Raw genomic sequence first — 22393 nt, 5'->3', positions numbered from 1 at the left:
CTGTATGGAGCGCGCCGACGCGGCCCGGAACCGCCGCGCGATCCTGCGCGCGGCGGAGGAGCTGCTGGCGTCCCACGAGGTGTCCGAGGTGTCGATGGATCGCGTGGCGGCAGCGGCCGGCGTCGGCAAGGGAACGGTGTTCCACCGCTTCGGCAACCGCGAGGGGCTGATGCGGGCGCTGGTGGAGTCGCGGGTCGAGTCACTGTCCACGGCGATTTCGTCGGGGCCGCCGCCCTTGGGCCCGGGCGCACCCCCGGCCGCGCGCTTGACGGCGTTCTTCGACGCGGTGGTGGAGCTGGCCACCCGGAACGTCAAGGTGCTGGCGGCGTTCGAGCAGGCGTCGACGGACCGGTTGAGCAGCCCGATCTACGTGGCCTGGCACGCGCACGTGACGGGGCTGATCGCTTCGGCGTCACCGGCGCTGGATGCCTCGTTGGTGGCGCACCTGCTGCTGGGATCGCTGCACAGCGACCTGATGGTGCGGTTTTTGCGCACCGGCGAAACGGACCGCCTGGCGGCGGCGCTGCGGTCGATGGTTTCGACGTTGCTGCGCTGAGTACCCGGGAGCAAAACGGACAGGTCGTTCGTTGTACGGGTATGGCTGTCGCGTTCCTGATCTACGTCTTCGCCGAAATCGCCGCGATCTGGGCGGTGGGCTCGGCCGTCGGCGTCCTCGGCACGCTGGGCCTCCTGCTGGCGGGCGCGATCCTGGGGTCCTGGCTGGCCCGCCGCGAGGGCGCCAAAGCGATGAGGGCGTTCACCTCAGCGGCCCGCTCGGGCCGTCCGGCGGAGAAGGAACTGACCGACGGAATGCTGGTCGGCCTGGGTGGGGTGCTGATCCTGGTCCCCGGGTTCGTCAGCGACGTGCTGGGGTTGCTGCTGATCCTGCCGCCATCGCGCGCGCTGGCTCGGCGGTGGTGGTTGCGGCGGATGGAGAAGCGAGCGGTGCGGTTCGCCAACCGCCGTCGGGGGCCGGTGATGGTGGTGGACAGCGAAGTGGTCGGTGAACAGCCACGCCGCGACCAGCCGACGGTGATCGAGGGGCGGGTCATCGAGGGCTGAGCCGGGAATGCACCTCCCGGTGGTAAGCCAAGTACTCGTCTTCGATCCCATGGCCTGGCAGCTCTCGCAACCGGCCAGCTGGAGCGCCCTCGCGCAGCACCGTGCGATCCGGCGCGATCACCACCGCGCCGCGGTCGAACTGCACGTGGCAGTTGGGGCACAGGCAGAGCACGTTGGACGTGAAGTCGGGGCCACGGTGCAAGCCGCCGAGAGCCTTGATGTGCGCGCCCTCTGAATAGCCCTGGCCATCCCCGAGGGACAACCGGGTGTCACACAGTTGACACGTGTGGTCGTAGAGCTTCTTCACGTCTTCGGCGACCTTCGTCGTCCGGACAATGCGCTGCGTGGTGACGGCCTTACGCCCGGGTTGAGCGTTGCCCGCGGCAGGGCTGGGCTCCGACGGCAGTATGTAGTCCCCGGCAGGGAAGATCACATCAATAGGGCTAGCGACCTTGACCAATTGGAACCGGCACACGAGGTGGCCGCCTTGCCCCGGCACCAAGGCCTCCTCCTGAACTCGGTAGAGCCCTTCGTAGCGGTACCCCTGGTCCGGAGCGTGTGGGGACGCGAGGTCCGCGCCGCGCACAACTCGTACTAGGGCACCGGTCCTCCTGCTCGTCAACAGGGCGGCGTTGCCCGAGCTGGCGAACGTTTGGTCGGCGACCTGCCGGCCGCTGTCGTTCCGCCCGCCATGACCGGTGTAGATGAGTTCGTCCCCGCGATCGTCGTCGTCCGCGTAGCCACCAGACGACACGATCGACTCTGCACCGAGCGCACCGGTTCCGACGATGCCAGCTTGCAGAGCGCGGTGCACACCACTTGCGGCCACTTCGGCTCGACTCGCGAAGGTGGTGCCTTCCGGGCACCCCGCCACCTCACCGTAGACGTGGGCATTGTTCGTCGACTTGCCTCGAACGTCGCGGTAGTAAAAGCCGAGCTTCGCCAAATGAGCGGCGACCGTGCCACTCGGGTCCGTGAAGCCTGACGAACGAGGAGGAGTTCCCAGCGCGGATCCGTGAGCCGAGCGAGCCAGCGCAGCTAGGTCGTACTCCTTGCCTCGATATACGACGACATATCGGGACGCCTCAGCGGACCCATACCTGTCCATGAAGGTATCGCGACCGAGGTCGTCGAACTCCTCGATGGCGTTGAGGACGTGCTCCTGCTGGACGTCGGTCAGACTCATAGATCCACACTAAAGGTGGACACCGACAGTTTGATGTCCCCGACGTGCGACAGCTAGGGAACGCGCCTTCACTGCTCGGCGAAGGCCAAGGTGTCCCGTCGGTAGGCCTGGCGCAGGGCGGCGAGGCGGCGCTCCGGCCAGATGTCGTCTCGCTCGTTCAGGAGCAACTCGCCATCGCGGCGCATGAGCCAGATCGTCTCCATGCCGGAAAGCACCGCGTCGCCAGCGAGCCTGTCCAGCAGGCCGGTGACCACTCGGACCAGGTCGTCCTGTTGCTCAGTAATCCGGTCGTGTTTGTAGAGGCTGAACCCGATTGCCGCAGTCGGGGTGATCCCGAAGTCCGTCACCAATGGTGACCAAGGCGCGGGCCGTCGTTCGTAGGTTCGGACCCACATGCCGCGCGGGGTCACTGCTCCGTCGTGGGATACCTGCTCTGGCGTTATCGAAGCCTCGAAGAGCTTCAACGGGCGGCCGACGTCGAGCAGTGCGCACGCGACTTGCTCCAGCGACGTCGGGGTCGCCATTTCGAAATCGTAAGAGAGAGCCATGAGCGGCTAGTCCACGGTTGGCTTCGGGATGTCGAAGTAGCTCGAGAACCGCACCGCCGGGGCGTACTCGCCCTTCACCTTCACTCGGCCCGTCACGAACATTGCCGCCGCTGCGGCGTTGCCCGTTGCCATCCGGATGAAGTCGTCCACTGACAGCGTGATTGTCGTGTCCGGGGTGCGGGACAGATCGGCCGATGAAACGCACATCTCGTCCTCGATCACCGTCTGGAAGCGGTCGAATCCATCTTCTCCCGAGCCATCCGAGAAACGCCAGGAAACCACGAAATCCACGTGGCGTGCCCGCGACGGTGAGAAATGCTCTGACATCCGGCGGAATATCTCGTCCAAAAACACGGCCCGCAGCTCCGGATGAGTAGCGATCGCCTTCAGCTGCTCACGAGACGCTCGGCGGACCACGTCCACCAGTACGTCCGTCGACAGTGAACTGAGCTCGATGCCCGCCCCCGCCGAACCCAGCATGTGCAATGTCTCCAGGACCTGGATGAACTGCTCGGGTGTCAACCGCGCGATGACGAGCTTCTCCGCGAACGCGTTCACCGCGTGGCCGCCGCGAGGGGGGCGGCGCCATTTTGGTTTCCGGGGCACGGGGACGGACTATACGGGGTGGGGTAGGTCGAAGAAACCGATCAAGCCCGCCGCGAAGGCCAGGTCGCCTTTTACTTTGATTCTTCCCGTGACGAACAACACCGCCGGGGTGGCCTGGTGGGTGATCAGGCGAAAGAAATCGACCGGGGCGATCGTGATCGTTACTCGCGCCGAAGACAGCATCTCGCGGCTGACCGTGCACACGCCGTCCGCGATCGCCGTTTCGTAGCGGTCGTAGCCGCCTTCGCCGATGCCTCCCGACAGGCGCCAGTGGACCACCGCCCGCAGATCGCGCGCTCGGTCGGGGCGGATGTGGGCGCCCATGCGGGCGAAGATCTCGTCCAGGAGGCGCTCGCGCAGGGCGCGGTCGGCGACGACGCTCTCCAGCTGCGCGCGCGACGCCGAGGCCACCAGGGACGCGAACCGGGCCGGCTCGACCTTGCTCAGGTCGAACGCCGGGGCCTGGGCCGCCAGCCTGAGCAGGGCCTTCAGCAGCCTGCGGAAGTCGTCCTTGCGGAGGCCGGCGGGGTCGAGGGCGAGCTCGTTGACGTTGAGGGCGTGGGCCTCGGGGCTCAGCGGGTCGAGCCGCTCGAGGGCGTCGAGCAGCGGTGCGCCGCGGAGTTCCGCGATGCGATCGGCGCTGGTCATCTCCGTCTTGTCGGCCATGGTCACCCCTCTCCCGGTTACTCATGCGTAAGGCTACCCGCCAGTAGGTACGCGGGCAAGCGTGCCGAAATCACCCACGCGTGGCAACGCCCGGTACCGTCTCCGGGCAGCAACGAGGAGGTCCAGCGTGTCAGAGGAAGATCAGCGTCCGCCCGAACGGGCCAGGCGGCTGCCGCGTGCCGTGCGCGAGCGGCAGATCCTGGACGCGGCCGTCCAGGTCTTCTCGCGCCACGGCTACCACGCCGCGTCGATGGACGAAATCTCCGACGTCGCCGGCGTCTCGAAGCCGATGATCTACACCTACCTCGGCTCGAAGGAGGACCTCTTCGGCGCGTGCATCCGCCGGGAGGCGACGCGGCTGCTCGAGGCCATCCAGGCCGGCGTGCAGCCCGACCTGCCGCCCGACATGCAGCTCTGGCACGGCCTGCGCTCCTTCTACCGCTTCGTCGCCGAGTACCGCGAGTCGTGGACGGTCCTGCACCGCCAGGCCCTCACCGTCGGCGGCGCCTTCGCCGCGGAAATCACCGACATGCGGGCGCGGGCGATCCAGCTCGTCGCCGCGCTCGTGGTGTCCGCCGGCACCCGCAAGGGCGTCGGCGAGCAGGCCGAATTCTCCGGCGAGGGCCTGGCCGCGTCGCTGGTCGGCGGGGCCGAGTCGCTCGCCGACTGGGCCCTCGACCACCCCGACATCTCCGACGGCGTGCTGGCCTCGTGGATGATGAACCTCGTCTGGCTCGGCTTCAACGACCTCATCGAGGGCGCGGTCTGGAAGCCGTCAGAGTGAGCTGATCGTCCCGTCCAGGTGCGGCTTCGACTTGCTCCACAGCTCGAACGCCCAGCCGTCGCCGACGGACCAGGACGTGAACGCCGCCTTGGCCGGGAGCAGCACCGGCTGCTTGAAGCGGACGTCCACCGTGAACGCCTCCGGCAGCCGTCCCTCGAACGCCGCCAGCGCGTGGGCCTTCGTCCACATGCCGTGCGCGATCGCGCGGGGGAAGCCGAACAGGCGGGCCGTCAGCGGGTGCAGGTGGATCGGGTTGCGGTCGCCCGAGACCTCCGCGTAGCGGCGCCCGATGTCACCGGGGATGCGCCAGAGCGCGTCCGGCGTCGGCGGGGCGAGCTGGTCGCGCCGGGAGGAAGCACCCGAACCGCCGCCGCGACGCAGGTACGTGCTGACGTCGGTCCACACGAGGTGCTCACCGGTCCAGGCCTCGCTGACGACGTCGAACTGACGCCCCTTCTCGTGCGGGCGCAGGTTCTCCGCCCGCACGCGCACGGTCAGCGGCTCGCCGACCCGCAGCGCGCGGTGCTGGGTGATCCGGTTCGCCACGTGCACCATGCCGAGCAGCGGGAACGGGAACCCCGGCTCGGTCATCAGCGCCATCTGCAGCGGGAACGCCAGCATGTGCGGGTACGTCGCCGGCAGCTCGTCGCTCAGCCGGAAGCCGCACACCGCGTTGTACGCCGCCAGGTGGGCCGGATCGACGACCACGCCGGTGCGGACCAGCTCCGTGTCGGGCAGCGACGAGCCCGCTTTGCGAAAGCCGAGCAGCGCCTTCGGGTACAGCGTGGCCAGGCTGGGCGTGCTGTCGAGTTCGCGGATCGCCACGTCACGCCCCCAGCAGGGCCTGGCCGCAGACGCGGACCACGTTGCCGTTGACCGCGGCCGACGCCGGGTTCGCGTACCAGGCGATCGTCTCGGCGACGTCGACCGGCAGGCCACCCTGGCCGAGGCTGGACAGCCGCCGGCCGGCCTCGCGGATGAACAGCGGCACCGCGGCCGTCATCTTGGTCTCGATGAACCCGGGCGCGACGGCGTTGATCGTGCCGCCGTACGCCGCGAGCTGCGGCGCGCCGACGTTCACCATCCCGATCACGCCGGCCTTCGACGTCGCGTAGTTCGTCTGGCCGACGTTCCCGGCGATGCCCGCGATCGACGAAACGCCGATGATGCGGCCGTTCTCGTTGAGCACCTGGTCGGCGAGGAGCTTGTCGTTCACCGCGAGCTGCGAGGCCAGGTTCACCGCGATCACCGAGTCCCACGCGCTCTCGCTCATGTTCCCCAGCGTCTTGTCGCGGGTAATGCCTGCGTTGTGCACAACGACGTCGACGCCGCCGTGACGCTCCTTCAGGTACTCCGCGACCTTCGCGGGCGCGCTCGGCGAAGTGATGTCGAGTTGCAGCGACGAGCCGCCGATCTTGTTGGCCACCTTCGAGAGATCGCCACCCTGGGCCGGGATGTCGAGCGCGACGACGTGCGCGCCGTCGCGGGCCAGTACCTCGGCGATCGCCGCGCCGATGCCGCGGGACGCGCCGGTGACCAGCGCGACCTTGCCGTCGAGCGGCTTCTCCCAGCTCGCGGGCGCGGAGGCGGTCTTGCCTTCGGTGCCGATCCGGATCACCTGCGCGTCGACGAACGCCGACTTCGCCGAGAGCAGGAAGCGCAGCGTCGACTCCGTCGCCTCTTCGGCGCCTTCGGCGACGTACACGAGCTGAGCCGTCGCGCCGCGCTTCAGCTCCTTACCGACGGAGCGCACGAAGCCCTCGAGGGCGCGCTGAGCGATCCGCTCGCGGCCCTCGACCTGCTCCGGCGGGGTGCCCACGATGACGACCCGGCCGGACGGGCCGACGCTGCGGATCACCGGGTGGAAGAAGTCGTAGACCTCGCGCAGGCGCGACGGGTCGGTGACGCCGGTGGCGTCGAAGACGAGTGCCGCGTGCCGGTCGGACGCCGACGTGACGACCTCGATGCCCGCGTCGGCGAGCTGGTCGCGAAGGGTCTTCTCGAGCCGGCTACCAGGCGCGGAGCCGAGCAGTGCGGGACCCTCGAGGGCGGGTTGCCCGGGCTTGTACCGGCGCAGCGTCGCGGGATTGGGCAGGCCGAGCTTCGGCACCACGAACTTCCCCACCGGGGTTTTCGTGAACTGCTGGTACCTGTCAGCCATCGGATGCCTCCCGTGCCGTCTGCGTCACGTCGCAGTCTAACCTACTCCCGAGTAGGTTACAGTGTGAGGGACACGACCAGAGAGGTGAAGTCATGCCGCCGAAGAAGACACCCGCCGTGCGCAAGGTCGCGATCATCGGGGGCAACCGGATCCCCTTCGCGCGGTCCAACGGCCCGTACGCGAAGGCGTCGAACCAGGACATGTTCACCGCCGCCCTCGATGGTCTGGTCAGCCGGTTTTCGCTGCAGGACGAGGTGATCGGCGAGGTCGCCGCCGGGGCCGTGCTCAAGCACTCGAAGGACTTCAACCTGGCCCGCGAGAGCGTGCTCGGCAGCAAGCTCTCGCCCGCGACGCCGGCGTCCGACGTCCAGATGGCGTGCGGCACCGGCCTGCAGGCGATCGTCAACGTCGCCAACAAGATCGCCCTCGGCCAGCTCGACTCGGCCATCGCCGGCGGCGTCGACACCACCAGCGACGCGCCGCTGGCCGTCAACGAGGACCTGCGCCAGATCCTCATCCGGCTCAACGCGGCCAAGACGCTCGGCGACCGGCTCAAGCTCGTCGCGAAGATCCGCCCCGGGCACATTGTCCCGGCGATCCCGCGCAACGAGGAGCCGCGCACGGGTCTCTCGATGGGCGAGCACGCGGCCCTGACCGCGAAGATCTGGGAGATCACGCGCGAGGCGCAGGACGAACTGGCCGCGAGCAGCCACCAGAAGCTCGCCGCCGCCTACGACCGCGGGTTCTTCGACGACCTCGTGACGCCGTTCCTCAAGCTCGCGCGCGACCAGAACCTGCGCCCGGACTCGACCGCGGAGAAGCTCGCCAAGCTCAAGCCGGCGTTCGGCGGCCCGGACGGCACGATGACCGCGGGCAACTCGACGCCGCTGACCGACGGCGCCTCGACCGTCCTGCTCGCCACCGACGAGTGGGCGAAGGCGCACAAGCTGCCGGTGCAGGCGTACCTGACGTTCTCGCAGACCGCCGCCGTCGACTACGTCCACGGCGAAGAGGGCCTGCTGATGGCGCCCGCGTACGCCGTGCCGCGGATGCTCGCGCGGGCCGGGCTGTCCCTGCAGGACTTCGACTTCTACGAGATCCACGAGGCGTTCGCGTCGCAGGTGCTGGCCACGCTCAAGGCGTGGGAGGACCCGGCGTTCGCCAAGGAGAAGCTGGACATGGGTGAGCCGCTCGGCGCGATCGACCGGGCGAAGCTGAACGTCAACGGCTCGTCGCTGGCGGCCGGGCACCCCTTCGCCGCGACCGGCGGCCGGATCGTCGCGACGCTGGCGAAGCTGCTGCACGAGAAGGGGTCCGGCCGCGGCCTGATCTCCATCTGCGCGGCCGGCGGCCAGGGCGTCACCGCGATCCTGGAGAAGTAGGCACGCACGAAAAGGGCCGCCCCCGAACGAGGGGCGGCCCTTTCGCGTGCTAGTTGGGGAGGGCCTTCTGAGCCCGCTTCGCGAGCTTGTTGGCACGTTTCTGCCCCTTGCGGCTCAGCTTGCCGGCCGCGGCGCCGACGTCCTTCGCGGCGTGCTTCGCGCGCCAGGCCGCCGACGGCTTCCCGTGCGTGTCGCTGACCGCGAGCAGCAGACCGCCGGCCAGGCTCGCGTTCTTGAAGAACTGGATCTGCTGCTGCTGCTTCTCGGCCGGGTCCTTGATGGTCCAGAAGCTGTGCGTCGCGAGCGTCGTCGGCACCAGGCTGCCGAGCAGCAGCCCGGCCGCGAGCCGAGGCGCCTTGCCGGCCGCGAGCGCGAGGCCGGCGCCGATCTTCACGGCGGCGTCGATGCGGACGAGCGTCACCGGGTCGCGCGGGACCTGCTCCGGCACCTTGTCGCCGACCTTCTCGAACGCGCTGTTGAGGAACGGTTCCGCCGCCTTGGCGTGGCCCTCGGCCTGCCTCAGCGCATTGATCCCGCCCGTCACGAAGATCGTGGCGAGCAGGGGACGTGCCACTCGACGGAGTATCACGGTCATAGCCTTCCTCGTACGGGCCGCTGCCTGGTCGAACCTACTCCGTGGATGCCCGCTCGGCCCGGGCTCGAATCCTCATCGGGCTTTCTGGCTCTTTATAGCTGTGGCACTAGAAAGCACTAGGAAGTCTTAGCGGTTGACCTTGACGCAGCGTCAACTTCTATCGTCGACGGCATGGAGTGGTCGATCCAGGACATCGCCCGCTCGGCGGGGACCACGAGCCGGACGCTGCGCCACTACGGCGCGGTCGGCCTGCTCGAGCCCAGCCGGATCGGCGGCAACGGCTACCGCTACTACGACGAGCAGGCGCTCGTCCGGCTGCAGCGGATCCTGCTGCTGCGCGAGCTCGGGCTCGGGCTGCCGGCGATCGCCGAGGTGCTCGACGGGCAGCGGGACAGCGCCGCGGCCCTCGAAAGGCACCTGGACCTGCTCGAACAGGAGCAGGAGCGGATCGGACGGCAGATCGAGTCGGTCCGCACGACCCTCCGGAAACTGAAGGGAGGTGAACGACTGATGGCAGAAGAAGTGTTCGACGGCTTCGACCACACCCGCTACGAGGAGGAAGTCACTTCGCGGTGGGGCGCTGACGCGTACCGGCATGGCGACCAGTGGTGGTCGTCGTTGTCGGCCGACGAGAAGCAGGCTCACCAGCAGGAGCAGCGGGACATCGCGGCGGCCTTCGGTGCGGCTTCCGGGCTCGCCCCGGGCTCCGACGAAGTCCAGGCGATCACGCGGCGGCTGTACGAGTGGCTGCGACCGGCGGTGTCGACGGTTTCCGCGGGGTACTTCGCGGGTCTGGGGCAGTTGTACGTGGACGACCCGCGGTACGGGTTCGAGGGCGCGACGGCGGAGTTCGTCCGGGACGCGATGAAGATCTACGCGGAACGGAACCTGGGCGGTTAGTGGTGCGTCGTACGGGCGCACTGGGGGTAGAGCCGAGCAGGGCTGCAGACCTGTTCGGCTCTATGTACGGCCATCCGGTCGAACTCGGGCGACACGCCTACCCGTCTATGGCGGAATATCGGGCTCACGCTAGAAACGCCGATAACTTGGCAGAGTGGACCCCATCCGCAACCCCTTCGCGCCGGGCGCCGGGCAACGGCCGCCCGAGCTGGCCGGGCGCGAGCGTGAGCTCAAGGCCTTCGAAGTGGTTCTCGAGCGGGTGGCGCGGGGGAGACCCGAACGCAGCCTCGTCCTCACCGGCCTGCGCGGGGTCGGCAAGACCGTGCTCCTCGGGGAGCTGCGGGCGATGGCCGTCCGGCACAAGTGGGGTGCGGGGAAGATCGAAGCGCGGCCGGACGCCGAACTGCGGCGGCCGCTGTCGGCCGCGCTGCACCGGGCCATCCGGGACCTCGCCGTGCGGCACCGGGCGCCGGACCGGGTCGAAGAGGTGCTCGGCGTGCTCAAGGCGTTCGCGCTGCGGGCCAACAAGGCCGACGCCAAGCTGCGCGACCGGTGGCAGCCGGGCATCGACGTGCCCGCCGCGCAGGGCCGGGCCGACTCCGGGGACATCGAGATCGACCTCGTCGAGCTGTTCACCGACGTCGCCGAGCTGGCCGCGGACGTCGGGACCGGCGTCGCGCTGCTCATCGACGAGATCCAGGACCTGCAGCCTGACGACGTCTCGGCGCTGTGCGCGGCCTGCCACGAGCTCTCGCAGTCCGGCGCGCCGCTCGTCGTCGTCGGGGCCGGGCTGCCGCACGTGCCCGCCGTGCTTTCCGCGTCCAAGTCGTACTCCGAGCGGCTGTTCCGGTACGCGCGCATCGACCGGCTCAGCCGCGAGGACGCCGACTTCGCCGTGATGGCGCCGATCGAGCGTGAAGACGCCGGCATCGAGCCGGAAGCCCTCGACGCGCTCTTCGACGCGTCCGGCGGCTACCCGTACTTCATCCAGGCCTACGGCAAGGCGGCCTGGGACGCGGCGCCGTCCGATCCGATCACCGTCAAGGACGTCCAGGTCGCGGCGCCCGAAGCCGAGTCGGAGCTGGCGGTCGGCTTCTTCGGCTCGCGGTACGAACGCGCGACGCCCGCGGAGCGGGAGTACCTGCAGGCGATGGCCTCGCTGACCCAGGGCCGCGACGAGCCGGCCGGTACCGCCGACGTCGCCGTGTTCCTCGGACGGAAGCCGTCATCGCTTTCGCCGGCGCGCGACAGCCTGATGAAGAAGGGCCTCGTGTACTCCGCCGAGCGGGGGCAGATCGCCTTCACCGTGCCGCACTTCGGCCACTACCTGCTCGGACGCGACTGACCTGGGCTTTTCCGGCTGTCTCGCGGTCTATGAGCGTACCTAAGACCGTATTTGAATTCTGCTATAGAGACTTAGACTGTGGTAGCGGGTTGCTTGACCGTGACCGCCGCCACCCCCGATCTCTACGGTCGATACCCAAGTTTGCCGATGATTCATCGGCTAGTGTGCCACATCACCGGATATTCATTGGCTTCCTTGTGAAAAAAGGCGCATACTAGACCTACAAGCCACCAAGACCCTCGAAGGGGATGCAGAAACCGATGAACAACATCGCCGCCAAGCTCCGTGCTCGTCGCGCCGAGACTCGCACTCGCCGGGCGCTGAACCGGGCGATCGACACCGCCGCGACCGCGACGGTCCGTCAGGAACTCATCGCGATCGCGCAGGCTCGCTCCGGCTACATGCGCTGATCTCTCACCCCGTGGCGGTCACCCATTCGAGTGACCTAGGCCACATACTTCTCACGGTGTAACGCCGCCCCGAGGGGCGTCGATACCCAGTACGACCCCGTGATGCTGGCGGACCCCCGACCTGGCAGCATCGCGGGGTTTCCCATTTCCCCGGAAAACCCCTTGCCGGAGCCGACGTGCCGAGTAATCTTTGACTTCGTCAACGAATTTGTTGAGGTGGTCAATGAACGACGCTCAGCTCGCCGACCGGGTCGCCGCGGTCCGCGCCTTCAACCGGCTCTACACCGGGGTCATCGGCGTGCTCGACGAAGGGCCGGCCGACGCGGAGTACTCGCTGCCGGAGGCCCGCGTGCTGTTCGAGCTCGCCCACCAGGACCCGATGCCGGTCACCGAACTGCGGAAACGCCTGGAGCTCGACGCCGGCTACGCGAGCAGGCTGCTCGCCCGCCTCGAGTCGCGCGGGCTCGTCGTGCGCGAACGGTCCGAGGAGGACGCCCGCCGCCAGCTCGTGCGGCCGACCACCGCGGGCCGGGACGCCTTCGCCGTGCTGAACCGCCGGTCGACCGACCAGATCGGCGGCCTGCTGGGGCGGTTCGCGGACGAGGACCAGCGGCGCCTGCTGACGGCGATGCGCACGATCGGCGACCTGGTCGGCGACCGCCGCCGTGACCCGGCCCTCGTCCTCCGCCCGCCACGACCGGGGGACCTCGGCTGGGTGGTGGAACGTCACGGCGCGCTGTACGCGCGGGAGTACGGCTTCGACGCCCGCTTCGAAGGTCTGGTGGCGCGGGCGGTGGCCGGGTTCGCCGACCGCCGGGACGACCCCGGGCAGGCGTTCTGGATCGCGGAACTCGACGGCGAGCGCGTGGGCAGCATCGGCTGCGCGCGCGGCGAGAACCCCGGCACCGCGCAACTGCGGCTGCTGTTGCTGGAGCCGTCGGCCCGCGGCCACGGCGTGGGCAAGCGGCTGGTGGCCGAGTGCGTGTCGTTCGCCCGGGCGCACGGCTACCGGGCGCTGGAGCTGTGGACGATGTCGGTGCTCACCGCCGCCCACGCGATCTACCGGGCGGCCGGGTTCCGGCTGGTGAAGGAGGAGCCCCACGACGGCTTCGGGCCGGCGCTGGTGCAGCAGTTCTGGCGCCTGGAGTTCTAGCGGGGGAGCCGGCCGAGGAGGAAGAACTCCGGGTTCGGCCGCAGCGCCGTGAGGTGGGCGAGGCGGTTCGACATCGCGAACAACGCCGTGATCGCGCCGACGTCCCAGATCTCGTCGTCGGTGAGACCGGCGTTGCGCGCGGCTTCGAGGTCGCCCTCGCCGAACAGGGCCGAGTCCTGGGCGAGAGCCAGCGCGAGATCGACGATCGCGCGGCCGCGCTCGTCCAGCTCGACCTGCCACGGGTTGCTCGAGACGCGGTCGGCCAATTCCGGGTCCTTGGCGCGGATGCGCAGGATGGCACCGTGCGCGACGACGCAGTAGGTGCAGTGGTTGGCGCCGGACGTCGCCACGACGACCAGCTCGCGCTCGGCCTTGGTGAGCCCGTCGGGGCGTTCCATCAGGGCGTCGTGGTAGTCGAGGAAGGCGCGCAGCTCGGCCGGGCGGTGGCCGAGGGCGCGGAAGATGTTCGGCGTGAACCCGGACTTCGCCGCGATCACGCCGACGCGCTCGCGCAGGTCTTCGGGCAGGTCTTCGAGTTCCGTCACCGGGAACCGGCTCACCGCGTCGCTCATGGGTTTCACGCTAGCCGTGGTTGGCTGGTTGCGTGACGGACTACGTCGACGGGTACTGCGAACGCGTCGCGCCCGGGCTCTGGGGTGAGCCGCTCAACAGTCTCAGCAACCTGGCCTTCCTGGTGGCCGCCGTGCTGGTGTGGCGGCTGGCCGGCGGGAGTCGCGTAGGACGCCTGCTGGCCGGGCTCATCGGGCTGATCTTCGTGGCCAGCAGCGTGTTCCACCTGCTCGCGACGCGGTGGGCCGCGGTCGCGGACTCGGGCGCGATCCTCGTGTTCGTGCTCGTGTACGCCGGGTTGTTCCCGCGCGTGTTCTTCGGCTGGCGGTTGTGGTGGCTCGGGCCGCCCGCGTTCCTCGCGCTCACCGTCAGCACGGCGCTGTCGGGTGGCGGGCTCTACCTGAGTTCCTTGATCGGCCTAGCGGCCTTCGCCGCGATCCTCGCCTTCAAGCGCGACACCGCCTGGACTACCTTCGCCGTGGCGGGCGCGGTCTTCGCGCTCTCGCTGAGCTTGCGCACGCTCGACCGGGACGTGTGCGACTACGTCCCGGTCGGCACGCACTTCCTTTGGCACCTGCTCAACGGGCTGGTGCTCTACCTCGTTTCGCGCGCGGCGATCCGTCCTTAGTGGACGCCGATCGGGCGGAGGTCCTTGTCGTTCTCGTCGGCGTGGTAGTCCTCGGCGTTGGTGTCGTCCGTCCCGTTGAACACCTTCAGCTGGCGGGCGATCACCGTGACGATCGCCGCCACGACCAGGTTGGCGATCAGGGCCACGAAGCCGACGTAGATCTGGACCGCCGAGCCCGCGAACGGGTGCCAGCCGAAGATCGACATGTTGCCCAGCGCCAGCGCCGAGCCGCCGAAGTGCTGCTTGCCGTTGGCCGGGTTGGGGATGCCGTACAGCATGATCAGACCCCAGCCGATGCCGACGACCCAGCCCGCGATCAGGCCCCAGCGGTGGAACCAGCGCGTGTACAGCGCCAGCGCGACCGCCGGCAGCGTCTGCAGGATCAGCACGCCGCCGATGAGCTGGAGGTCGATCGAGAACTGCGGGTCGATCAGGATGATCACGGCCACGGCGCCGAGCTTCACGACCAGCGAAGCGAGCTTGGCCTGCTTCGCCTCTTCGGCCGGTGTCGCGTTCTTGCGGATGTACTCCTTGTAGATGTTGCGCGTCCACAGGTTGGCCGCGGCGATCGACATGATCGCCGCCGGCACCAGGGCGCCGATGCCGATCGCGGCGAACGCGATGCCGGCGAACCACGAGGAGAACTGGCTGTCGAACAGCACCGGGACGATCGTGTTGCCGTCCGCCTTGCCGGTCGCCGCGTTCGTCAGCGGCTTGACACCCGCCGTGATCGCCACGTACCCGAGCAGCGCCAGCAGGCCCAGCACCAGCGAGTACGCCGGCAGCGCGACCATGTTCCGCTTGATCACGTTGCGGCCGCGCGAAGCCAGCACGCTGGTCAGCGAGTGCGGGTAGAGGAACAGCGCGAGCGCCGAACCCAAGGCCAGCGTCGCGTACTGCAGCTGGTTGTTGGCCGTCAGCAGGATCGACCCGGCCGGCTTGCCGGTGGTCGGGCTCGGGGTGCCGAGCTTCTTCGCCGCCGCGTCGAAGATGTGCGACCAGCCGCCCAGCTTCGAGGGCAGGTAGATGATCGCCACCAGGATCACGATGTAGATCAGGATGTCCTTGACGAACGCGATCAGCGCGGGCGCCCGCAGGCCGGACTGGTAGGTGTAGAAGGCCAGGATGACGAAGGCGACCAGCAGCGGCAGGTGCCCGACGATGCCGGAGCCGTTGATGCCCATCGTCCGCAGCACGGCTTCGAGGCCGACCAGCTGCAGCGCGATGTACGGCATGGTCGCGACGATGCCGGTGATCGCCACCAGCAGCGCGAGGATCGGTGAGCCGAAGCGGCCGCGCACGAAGTCGGCCGGGGTGACGTACCCGCGCACCCGCGAAACCGACCACATCCGCAGGGCTGGGAGCAGGACGATCGGGTAGACGACGATCGTGTACGGCAGCGCGTAGAGGCCGAGCGCACCGGCGCTGAAGACCAGCGCCGGGACCGCGACGAACGTGTACGCCGTGTAGAGGTCGCCGCCGAGCAGGAACCAGGTGATCCACGAGCCGAACTTGCGGCCGCCGAGGCCCCATTCGTCCAGGTGGTCCAGCGTGCTGCCCCGCTGCCACCGCGACGCCATGAAGCCGAGGACGGTGACCAGCGCGAACAGGACCGTGAAGATGATCAGCTCGGGCCACTGCAGGTTGCTCATCGAGCGTCCCCCTCGTCCAGGTCGTCGACGCTCAGCTTGTCCGGTGCGTCAGCGGTCGGCTTGTCCCGCGTCATCAGGTAGACGATCCAGGTGGACAGCACCCCGACGCCCACCATGAGGAACTGGAACCAGTAGAAGAACGGCATCCCGAACAGCCGCGGGCCGTCCAGGTTGAACAGGGGCGTGACCAGGACAAGCAGCGGGACGATCAGGAGCAGGTTCCACGGGCTGAACTGGAACCCGCGCACCTTTCCGTCGTGTTTCACCGTCGACATCGACCTCACCTAACACTCCCGTAACCGACTGCCTGACCTTAGAACCTGGGTGACAGGGAGTCACGTCTGTCCGATATCGATTTGATCGCCCCGGCCGCCGATGCCGACCAACGTCGCTTGCCCCGCCCGGACGGGCCCGATATCAATAGCCCGACTCCACACGCGAATACCCATAAGGGGCAACCGTATGACACGACTCCGCTACGCGGTGGTGATCCCGGCCGTCGCCGGCACCCTGCTGGCCGGGTTCACCCCTGCGTTCGCAGGGCCGGAGGTCGCGGCCGGCAAGCAGCCGCTGAACTCCACGAACATCCCGCCGCAGTACGCGAACCAGAAGCTGGACTGGCACAAGTGCGCCGTCCCCGCCGAGCTGCCGACGGCCCCGCCCGCGGGCGCCGAGGACATGGAGTGCGCGACCTACAAGACGCCGCGCAACTGGTACCAGGCGGGCGCCCAGATCGACCTGACCATCGCGGTCAGCCGGCTGAAGGCGACCAAGGACGCGACGGCCAGCGTCGTCACCAACCCGGGCGGCCCGGGGGCGCCCGGGCGCAACTTCCCGGCCCGCCTGCGCAACCAGCCGAAGCTGCGCGAGCACCAGGAGATCGTCGGGTTCGACCCGCGCGGCACCGGCAAGAGCACGAACATCACCTGCGGTGGCGCCATCGGCACCGGCTCGGACCTCGACCCGCGTGACCGCAGCAAGCAGAACCTGAACCTGATCCTCCAGGCGACGAAGTACGCGGCGCTGTCCTGCCAGCAGAAGTCCGGCGAGCTGGGCCCGCTGATCAACACCGACCAGACGGTCAAGGACATCGACCTGCTGCGCGTGCTGCTCGGCCGCGACAGGATCAACTGGGTCGGCTACTCGGCGGGCACCTGGATGGGCGCGCACTACGCGCAGGCCTTCCCGACGCGCACCGGCCGGTTCGTCCTCGACTCCTCGACGGAGTTCACCACGACCTGGCAGAAGTCGTTCGACTGGCAGCCGCTCGGCTTCGAGCGCCGCTTCCGGGCCGACTTCCTCCCGTGGGTGGCGAAGTACGACAAGCTCTACCACTTCGGCACCACCGGCGAGGCCGCCCGCCAGACCTACGAGCAGGTCCGCTACGCCCTGACCCAGGGCGCGGTCACCCTGCCCGACGGCTCGACCGTGTCGGCCAACGGCCTGGACTCCTTCATCGCGTCGAACATCTACTCGAAGCGGTCCTTCCCGGGCCTGGCCGACTACCTGGTCAGCGTCCGCACGCTGACCCAGGGCACCGCGTCGGCGCAGGCCAAGTCGTCGGCCGCGCAGAAGGTCAAGGCCGCCGACAAGAGCACCGAGACCTCCGGTGCCCAGCCGCTGATGGTCCCGACCGACGGTGACGCCTACGACGCCTCGTTCTGGACGATCCCGTGCAACGAGGGTCCGTGGACCGGCTCGACCCAGAGCGCCATCAAGCAGTCGCAGAAGCTGATCGACCAGCAGCTGCCCCTGCTCGGCGCGGGCTGGTTCATCCAGCCGTGCCTGTTCTGGAAGAAGCCGCCGGCCCCGCTGCCCGTCCTGGACGGCAAGGGTGTCCCGCCGGTGCTGATCGTCGAGTCGGAGCACGACCCGGCGACGCCGATCGAAGGCGCGCGCCGCGCGCACAAGGCGTTCGCGGGTTCGCGAATGCTGACGATCACCGGCGAGGGTGACCACGGCATCTACGCCGGCGGCAACGCGGGTGTGGACAAGGTCGTGGAGGCCTACCTGGTCGACGGCGTCGTGCCGAACGACCAGAGCCTGCCCGGCATGCCACTTCCGGTGCCTCCGGGCGCCTGACACCACCAGGTGTTGTGGAAGCCCCGCCGATCTCCGGATCGGCGGGGCTTTTCCACACCTGTGCACAGAGTTGTCCACAGGCAGTGGACAACTACTGGTATTAGAATCCCGGTCATGGTGCGTGTACCGCTGACGGACGAAGAGCGCGAACGGGGCGAGCGCCTCGGCCTGGCGCTGCGGGCGGCACGAGCCGGCCGGAGCATGGTCGACGTCGCCGCCGAAGCCGGGATCTCGGTCGAGACGCTCCGGAAGATCGAGACCGGGCGCATCCCGACGCCGGCGTTCTTCACGGTCGCGGCCATCGCCGACGCCGTCGGGCTGCCGCTGGAGGAGTTGCGCGCGGCCGTCACGCCCGCCGCGTCACGGCCGCTATCGCAGGCCAGTTAGACCGGGCGCAGCTGCTTGAGGATGTGCTCGCGGTCGTTGAGGAACGCGCAGCCCGGCACCGGCAGGTCGTAGCTGTTGAGCAGCTTCTCGAAGTCGGAGAACTCGTCGGCCGAGAAGCCGAAGCCGAGCTTGACGGCGTGCGCGGCCAGCACGTCGGCCAGCTCCTCCCACTCGCCGGCCCACAGCAGCGTGCGGTAGTGCGTGTAGTCCTCCGGCGAGAGCCGGTTGGCGAGGTGGGTCAGGATGCTGTCGGCGAAGAAGCTGATGCGGTTGCCCTGCAGGTCGGCGACCGTAGGGTTCGCCGGGTCGCGCGCGGTGTCGGGGTTGCGGACCACGCCGGGCCCGGCCACCGGGTAGGCGGTGTGCACGTGCCCGTTGGCCTCGACCAGCACGATCAGGTGCACGTTGAACCGCTCGCCGGCACACCGCCAGCGGCCGTTGCGCTGCTGCCGGCGGGCCTCGCTGGGATCGTTGGCGACGTCCTTGACCACCGAAACGATCTGCTCGTCGCTCCAGCCGGCCGGGAACTCGCTGGTCGCCCGCCGTCCGACGCCCGGTGCGTGTCCGCCGCCCACTGGCTGCTCCCTTCGTCGCACCGAGGGTAGGTCAAACGGCGGCAGCGAGCAGCACGATGCCGACCAGCAGCAGGTCGAGACCGCGGAACAGCTGCCGGGTCAGGTTGGCCGGCATCGGGCCCACCGGGGTGTCGACGAACCCGGGATTCGCGTAGTCAACGGCGGTCCGGGTGACCGTGCGCAGGATCGAGAGCACCGCCAGCGGCACGGCGACCCACGCCGTCGCGGCGAACGACGTCCCACCCGCGAGGGTGACCACGACGAGCACCGCCGCCCAGAGCAGGCCGACGCCGGCGAGCACCAGGCCGTGGGCCAGGACGAGCTCGCGGTCCGCCGAGCCCAGCCACCGCCGGCGGCCCGGGTTGCGCCAGAGCTCGCCGAGCCCGCCGCCGAACGGCGTCAGCGCGACGTACGCGCCGATGCCGATCAGGACCGCGCCCGGCACCGTCGGCACGGCGATGTGCGCGACGACGACCGCGAGGGCGATCAGCAGCGCCGCGCCCGCGTACCGGGACCGGCCGAGCGTGCCCGCCCAGGCCAGCCGCAGCGGTGTCGGGCGGCGCAACGAAAGCCTGCCGGCCGGCGCGGACGGCGGGAGCAGCATCATCGGGTCGAGGAAGGTGACGGCGACCGAGCGCAGCACCCGGCCGTCCCACCCGGCGAGCAGCGCCGCCCGGCCCGCGCCCGACACCGGCTCGCCGCCGAAGGCCAGCGGCAGGGCCGCGACCAGCAGCCCGGCCGCGACGACCTGGACGGCCACCGGGCCCAGGCGCAGCGCGGCGATTCCCAAGCCGAGGACCGCGAGCGCCAGCGGGCCGAGCGCGTCGAGCCGCAGCGACGTCCGCCTCGCCGTCGCGAAGGCCGCCACGCCGGTCGCGGCGACGATCGCGACCGCGGCCCGCCACTGGTCCAGCCCCGCGCCGCCGACGGCGAGCAGCAGCGCGGCCAGGTAGCCGGTCACCGCGACCACGCCGGTCCACGCGCCGAGCAGCCGCAGCGTGACGACGCGGCCGCGGTCCACCGGGGCGAAGTCGAGCCAGGTCAGCTGGGCCGGTTCGACCCACGCGAAGCCGCGGCGCAACAGGCCGCGCCAGCCCACCGCGCAGCAGAGCGTCAGCAGCCCGAGCACGGCCGGGAAGTCCACAACGGACGATCCGTAGAGGGCCGGGCGCCAGCTGCCGACGTGGAAGAACGCGGTGAACAGGAACCCGAAGGCGAACAGGAAGACGAAGGAGGCGGTGTCACCGCTGAAGATCCCGCCGAACCGCTTGCGGCCCGGGATCCGCATCCGTCTCGGCGCGATGGTCACCACAGCTCGAGCACGCTGTCCGCGGCTTCGAGCAAGGGCGGGTGGTGGGTGGCCACCACGACCGCCGCGCCGGCCGCCGTCGACCGGCCGATCACCTCGACCAGCCACTCCTTGCCCGCGGTGTCCAGCGCGCGTTCCGGCTCGTCCAGCAGCAGCACCCGGTGCGGCCGGGCGGTGACGCCGAGCAGGAGCAGGCGACGGCGCTGGCCCGCGGAGAAGTGCCCGGCCGTCACGCGCATGCGGTCGCCGAGGCCCGCGTCACGCAGCAGTTCCTCGTGGTCACCGAGGTCGGCGCCGAACGAACCGGACAGCAGGTCCAGGTGCTGCAGCGGCGTGAGTTCGGCGAAGAAGTCGGAGTCGTCGAAGAGCACCGACACCTTGCGCCGGAACTCGACGTCCCGCTCGTCCGGCGCCTTGCCGTCCACCAGCACCCGGCCCCGCTGCGGCCGCTGCATGCCGTAGAAGCAGCGCAGCAGGGTCGACTTGCCGACGCCGTTGGGTCCGACGATCGCGGCGCACTCGCCGGGTTCGACGCCGAAGTCCAGGTCGTCGAACAGCCACAGCTCGCCGGCCCGGACGCCGAGCGCCTTCGCGTCGATCACCGGAGGTGCTCGAGGACCGGCGCGAACTCCTCCAGGTGCATCTCGAGGATCGTGAAGTAGGTGAAGCCGTACCGCTCGCGGTGGCCGCGGATCTGGTCGGCGATCTGGGCCGGCGTGCCGATGAAGGCCGTCGGCAGCTCGCTGAGCTGCTCGACCGTCAGGCGGCCCTGCAGGCGCTCGGCGAGGGCGGCCAGGCCGGCCGCGCGGTCGTTGGTGATGGTGACGAACTGGCCGAGCAGGTTGAACTCCGGCTCGCGGTCGCCGAGCTTCGCGCGGACGAACGCGACGCGCTCGTCGACCTGCTCCGCGCTCACCCCGCCGGTGAAGCCGATGATGTCGGCGTGCTCGACGGCCAGGCCGAGCACGCGGTCGCCGCGGCCGCCGATCAGCAGCGGCGGCCCGGCCTTCCGCACCGGCGCCGGCTTGTGCTCCGGGTCCGCGTACCACCGCTTGAGCTCGGTGATCGTCCGCTCGAGATGGCCGACGCGCTCGCCCGCGGACGGGAACGGCAGCCCGGCGGCCTCGAACTCCGCCTGGACGTACCCGGCGCCCAGGCCCAGCTCCAGGCGGCCGTCGGTGAACTGATCGGTGCCGGTGACCTCCCGGGCCAGCAGCGTCGGGTTGTAGAACGCGCAGTTCAGCACGTAGGTGTTCAGCTTGACGCGCGAAGTGGCCTCGCCGGCGAGCACCAGCGCCGGGAACGGCGGGGCCATGCCGAGGTGGTCGGCCGCGGACAGGACGTCGTAGCCGAGGTCCTCGACCTTGCGGCACTTCTCGACCCAGGCGGTGCGGCTGCCGGGCACGACCATGTTGACACCGAAACGGAATTCCCCAGTCATGCTGCCCAAGGTACTCAGTGCAGCCGCTCGATCACCGGCGCCAGCCGGTCCAGATCGTCTTCGAGCACCGTGAAGTAGCTGACACCGAGGGTTTCGCGGGTGCGCCGCAGCTGGTCGGCCGCCGCGTCCGCGGAACCGGCGAGCACCGTGTCCAGCGCGCCGAGCTCTTCGACGCCGAGGTGCGGCACGAGCTCGTGGGCCTCTTGCAGGGCCGCCCGCCGGTCGCCGGTGATCCGGACGAAGTGGACCATCAGGTTCAGCTCGGCGTCCCGGCCGTCGAGCACCCGCTTCACGAAACCGGCCCGCTCGGCCAGCGCGGCGGAATCGGCCAGGGCCAGCCGGCCCTCGGCCGCGCCGGGCGCGGTGCCGGTGAGGGCGATGGTGTCGGCGTGCGCCGCGGCGAAGGTCAGCATCCGGTCGCCGCGGCCGCCGAGCAGCAACTTCGGCCGTGGACGGTCGGTGAACGCGCGCTCGATTTCGGTGACCAGCTCGACCACCCGGCCGAACCGGCGGCCGGGCGTGCCCCAGTCGATCCCGGCGGCCTCGAACTCCGCCTGGACGTACCCGGCGCCGATGCCGATCTCCAGCCGGCCGCCGGTGAACTCGTCGAGCGCGGTGACGTCCCGGGCCAGCAGCACCGGGTTGTGGAAGCTCGCGTTGAGGACGTAGGTGTTCAGCTTGATCCGCTCGGTGGCCTCGGCGGCCAGCACCAACGCCGGTACCGGGGCGACCCGGCCGAGGTGGTCGACCACGCCGACGACGTCGTAGCCGAGGTCTTCGGCTTTGCGGCACTTCGCCATCCACTCGGCCCGTGAGCCGGGCACGTACATCGCGACGCCGAAGCGGAACGGTCTCATGTCGCGAAGCTACCGCCGCCGGGGTGGGGGGGGGGGGTGGGTGTGATTGAGAAAGACGAAAAACAAAACGCAAACAGCGGGGGGGGGGCAGGGG

The 22393-nt window shown here is 69.8% G+C and carries 26 protein-coding genes; 11 read left to right on the top strand and 15 right to left on the bottom strand.

Annotation, left to right across the window (positions count from 1 at the left end; translation table 11 throughout):
• The first annotated feature begins 4 nt into the window (after window positions 1-4).
• Together ABZW17_RS09345 and ABZW17_RS09340 are read left to right on the top strand one after the other, a co-directional pair.
• Window positions 5-556, top strand: a complete 552-nt coding sequence (locus tag ABZW17_RS09345; RefSeq protein WP_354811365.1) for a helix-turn-helix domain-containing protein — start codon at window positions 5-7, stop codon at window positions 554-556.
• A gap of 41 nt (window positions 557-597) precedes the next feature.
• Entirely contained in the window at window positions 598-1062 is a 465-nt protein-coding gene (locus ABZW17_RS09340) for an FxsA family protein (RefSeq protein ID WP_354811363.1), read from the top strand.
• Here ABZW17_RS09340 and ABZW17_RS09335 read toward each other — a convergent pair.
• The 4 genes from ABZW17_RS09335 to ABZW17_RS09320 form a co-directional block, all read right to left on the bottom strand.
• Entirely contained in the window at window positions 1049-2248 is a 1200-nt protein-coding gene (locus ABZW17_RS09335) for a YDG/SRA domain-containing protein (RefSeq protein ID WP_354811361.1), read from the bottom strand. The two genes, ABZW17_RS09340 and ABZW17_RS09335, sit on opposite strands and share 14 nt — an antisense overlap.
• A 68-nt stretch (window positions 2249-2316) precedes the next feature.
• Window positions 2317-2796, bottom strand: coding sequence for a SitI3 family protein (locus ABZW17_RS09330; RefSeq protein ID WP_354811359.1), 480 nt, complete (start codon window positions 2794-2796; stop codon window positions 2317-2319).
• A gap of 6 nt (window positions 2797-2802) precedes the next feature.
• Window positions 2803-3354 carry an SCP2 sterol-binding domain-containing protein gene (locus ABZW17_RS09325; RefSeq protein ID WP_354811357.1) on the bottom strand — a complete coding sequence of 184 codons (552 nt, stop codon included), beginning with the start codon at window positions 3352-3354 and terminating at the stop codon, window positions 2803-2805.
• Between the two features lie 57 nt (window positions 3355-3411).
• Window positions 3412-4068 (bottom strand): SCP2 sterol-binding domain-containing protein, encoded by a 657-nt coding sequence (locus ABZW17_RS09320; RefSeq protein WP_354811355.1) that lies wholly within the window; start codon window positions 4066-4068, stop codon window positions 3412-3414.
• A 127-nt stretch (window positions 4069-4195) separates the two neighbouring features.
• Here ABZW17_RS09320 and ABZW17_RS09315 point away from each other — a divergent pair, with 127 nt between their 5' ends.
• On the top strand, window positions 4196-4852 hold the full coding sequence (locus ABZW17_RS09315; RefSeq protein ID WP_086843734.1) for a TetR/AcrR family transcriptional regulator: 657 nt from the start codon (window positions 4196-4198) through the stop codon (window positions 4850-4852).
• Here the strand turns inward: ABZW17_RS09315 and ABZW17_RS09310 are convergent.
• Window positions 4844-5677: a MaoC/PaaZ C-terminal domain-containing protein gene (locus tag ABZW17_RS09310; protein WP_354811353.1), complete on the bottom strand. Its 834-nt coding sequence runs from the start codon at window positions 5675-5677 to the stop codon at window positions 4844-4846. The genes ABZW17_RS09315 and ABZW17_RS09310 overlap by 9 nt on opposite strands.
• Before the next feature lies 1 nt (window position 5678).
• Window positions 5679-7013, bottom strand: coding sequence for a 3-oxoacyl-ACP reductase (locus ABZW17_RS09305; protein WP_354811351.1), 1335 nt, complete (start codon window positions 7011-7013; stop codon window positions 5679-5681).
• A 92-nt stretch (window positions 7014-7105) separates the two neighbouring features.
• On the opposite strand from ABZW17_RS09305, the gene ABZW17_RS09300 reads away from it, so the two are divergent.
• Window positions 7106-8395, top strand: coding sequence for an acetyl-CoA C-acetyltransferase (locus ABZW17_RS09300; protein ID WP_354811349.1), 1290 nt, complete (start codon window positions 7106-7108; stop codon window positions 8393-8395).
• A 49-nt stretch (window positions 8396-8444) separates the two neighbouring features.
• Here the strand turns inward: ABZW17_RS09300 and ABZW17_RS09295 are convergent, their stop codons facing one another.
• Window positions 8445-8990, bottom strand: coding sequence for a DoxX family membrane protein (locus ABZW17_RS09295; protein WP_354811347.1), 546 nt, complete (start codon window positions 8988-8990; stop codon window positions 8445-8447).
• Between the two features lie 171 nt (window positions 8991-9161).
• On the opposite strand from ABZW17_RS09295, the gene ABZW17_RS09290 reads away from it, so the two are divergent.
• The 4 genes from ABZW17_RS09290 to ABZW17_RS09275 all read left to right on the top strand — a co-directional run bounded on the left by ABZW17_RS09290 (window position 9162) and on the right by ABZW17_RS09275 (window position 12798).
• A complete protein-coding gene (locus tag ABZW17_RS09290; protein WP_354811345.1) occupies window positions 9162-9890 on the top strand; it encodes a MerR family transcriptional regulator in 729 nt (242 codons plus the stop codon).
• Between the two features lie 154 nt (window positions 9891-10044).
• Window positions 10045-11235 (top strand): ATP-binding protein, encoded by a 1191-nt coding sequence (locus ABZW17_RS09285; protein WP_354811343.1) that lies wholly within the window; start codon window positions 10045-10047, stop codon window positions 11233-11235.
• A gap of 248 nt (window positions 11236-11483) precedes the next feature.
• The gene (locus ABZW17_RS09280) at window positions 11484-11645 is read left to right on the top strand and encodes a hypothetical protein (protein ID WP_354811516.1); all 162 of its coding nucleotides are present in this window, start codon (window positions 11484-11486) and stop codon (window positions 11643-11645) included.
• Window positions 11646-11868: 223 nt separating this feature from the next.
• Complete coding sequence (locus ABZW17_RS09275) at window positions 11869-12798, top strand: helix-turn-helix domain-containing GNAT family N-acetyltransferase (RefSeq protein WP_354811341.1); 930 nt, start codon at window positions 11869-11871, stop codon at window positions 12796-12798.
• Here the strand turns inward: ABZW17_RS09275 and ABZW17_RS09270 are convergent.
• Complete coding sequence (locus ABZW17_RS09270; RefSeq protein ID WP_354811339.1) at window positions 12795-13370, bottom strand: peroxidase-related enzyme; 576 nt, start codon at window positions 13368-13370, stop codon at window positions 12795-12797. The two genes, ABZW17_RS09275 and ABZW17_RS09270, sit on opposite strands and share 4 nt — an antisense overlap.
• 32 nt (window positions 13371-13402) lie before the next feature.
• Between ABZW17_RS09270 and ABZW17_RS09265 the strand changes: the two genes are divergently transcribed.
• Window positions 13403-13996, top strand: a complete 594-nt coding sequence (locus ABZW17_RS09265; protein WP_354811337.1) for a hypothetical protein — start codon at window positions 13403-13405, stop codon at window positions 13994-13996.
• Here ABZW17_RS09265 and mctP read toward each other — a convergent pair.
• On the bottom strand, window positions 13993-15648 hold the full coding sequence (mctP, locus tag ABZW17_RS09260; RefSeq protein WP_354811335.1) for a monocarboxylate uptake permease MctP: 1656 nt from the start codon (window positions 15646-15648) through the stop codon (window positions 13993-13995). The two genes, ABZW17_RS09265 and mctP, sit on opposite strands and share 4 nt — an antisense overlap.
• On the bottom strand, window positions 15645-15923 hold the full coding sequence (locus ABZW17_RS09255; RefSeq protein WP_003057992.1) for a DUF3311 domain-containing protein: 279 nt from the start codon (window positions 15921-15923) through the stop codon (window positions 15645-15647). Before ABZW17_RS09255 ends, mctP begins: the two co-directional genes overlap by 4 nt.
• Window positions 15924-16110: 187 nt before the next feature.
• Here ABZW17_RS09255 and ABZW17_RS09250 point away from each other — a divergent pair, with 187 nt between their 5' ends.
• On the top strand, window positions 16111-17730 hold the full coding sequence (locus tag ABZW17_RS09250; RefSeq protein ID WP_354811333.1) for an alpha/beta hydrolase: 1620 nt from the start codon (window positions 16111-16113) through the stop codon (window positions 17728-17730).
• Window positions 17731-17844: 114 nt separating this feature from the next.
• A complete protein-coding gene (locus tag ABZW17_RS09245) occupies window positions 17845-18117 on the top strand; it encodes a helix-turn-helix transcriptional regulator (protein ID WP_354811331.1) in 273 nt (90 codons plus the stop codon).
• Here the strand turns inward: ABZW17_RS09245 and ABZW17_RS09240 are convergent.
• The 5 genes from ABZW17_RS09240 to ABZW17_RS09220 are packed head-to-tail and all read right to left on the bottom strand — an operon-like array spanning window position 18114 to window position 22299.
• Window positions 18114-18692 (bottom strand): EndoU domain-containing protein, encoded by a 579-nt coding sequence (locus ABZW17_RS09240; RefSeq protein WP_354811329.1) that lies wholly within the window; start codon window positions 18690-18692, stop codon window positions 18114-18116. The two genes, ABZW17_RS09245 and ABZW17_RS09240, sit on opposite strands and share 4 nt — an antisense overlap.
• A gap of 31 nt (window positions 18693-18723) precedes the next feature.
• Window positions 18724-20004, bottom strand: a complete 1281-nt coding sequence (locus tag ABZW17_RS09235) for a hypothetical protein (RefSeq protein ID WP_354811327.1) — start codon at window positions 20002-20004, stop codon at window positions 18724-18726.
• A complete protein-coding gene (locus tag ABZW17_RS09230; RefSeq protein WP_354811325.1) occupies window positions 19998-20603 on the bottom strand; it encodes an ABC transporter ATP-binding protein in 606 nt (201 codons plus the stop codon). The genes ABZW17_RS09235 and ABZW17_RS09230 overlap by 7 nt, the downstream gene beginning before the upstream one ends.
• Window positions 20600-21442, bottom strand: coding sequence for an LLM class F420-dependent oxidoreductase (locus ABZW17_RS09225; RefSeq protein ID WP_354811323.1), 843 nt, complete (start codon window positions 21440-21442; stop codon window positions 20600-20602). Before ABZW17_RS09225 ends, ABZW17_RS09230 begins: the two co-directional genes overlap by 4 nt.
• A gap of 14 nt (window positions 21443-21456) precedes the next feature.
• A complete protein-coding gene (locus ABZW17_RS09220) occupies window positions 21457-22299 on the bottom strand; it encodes a TIGR03621 family F420-dependent LLM class oxidoreductase (protein WP_354811321.1) in 843 nt (280 codons plus the stop codon).
• Window positions 22300-22393 lie beyond the last annotated feature (94 nt).

Origin of the sequence: Amycolatopsis sp. NPDC004625 (assembly GCF_040609695.1) — a bacterium.
GTDB lineage: Bacteria > Actinomycetota > Actinomycetes > Mycobacteriales > Pseudonocardiaceae > Amycolatopsis.
The sequence above is the reverse complement of the archived record's forward strand: the minus strand, read 5'-3'. Positions and strand labels throughout refer to the sequence as shown.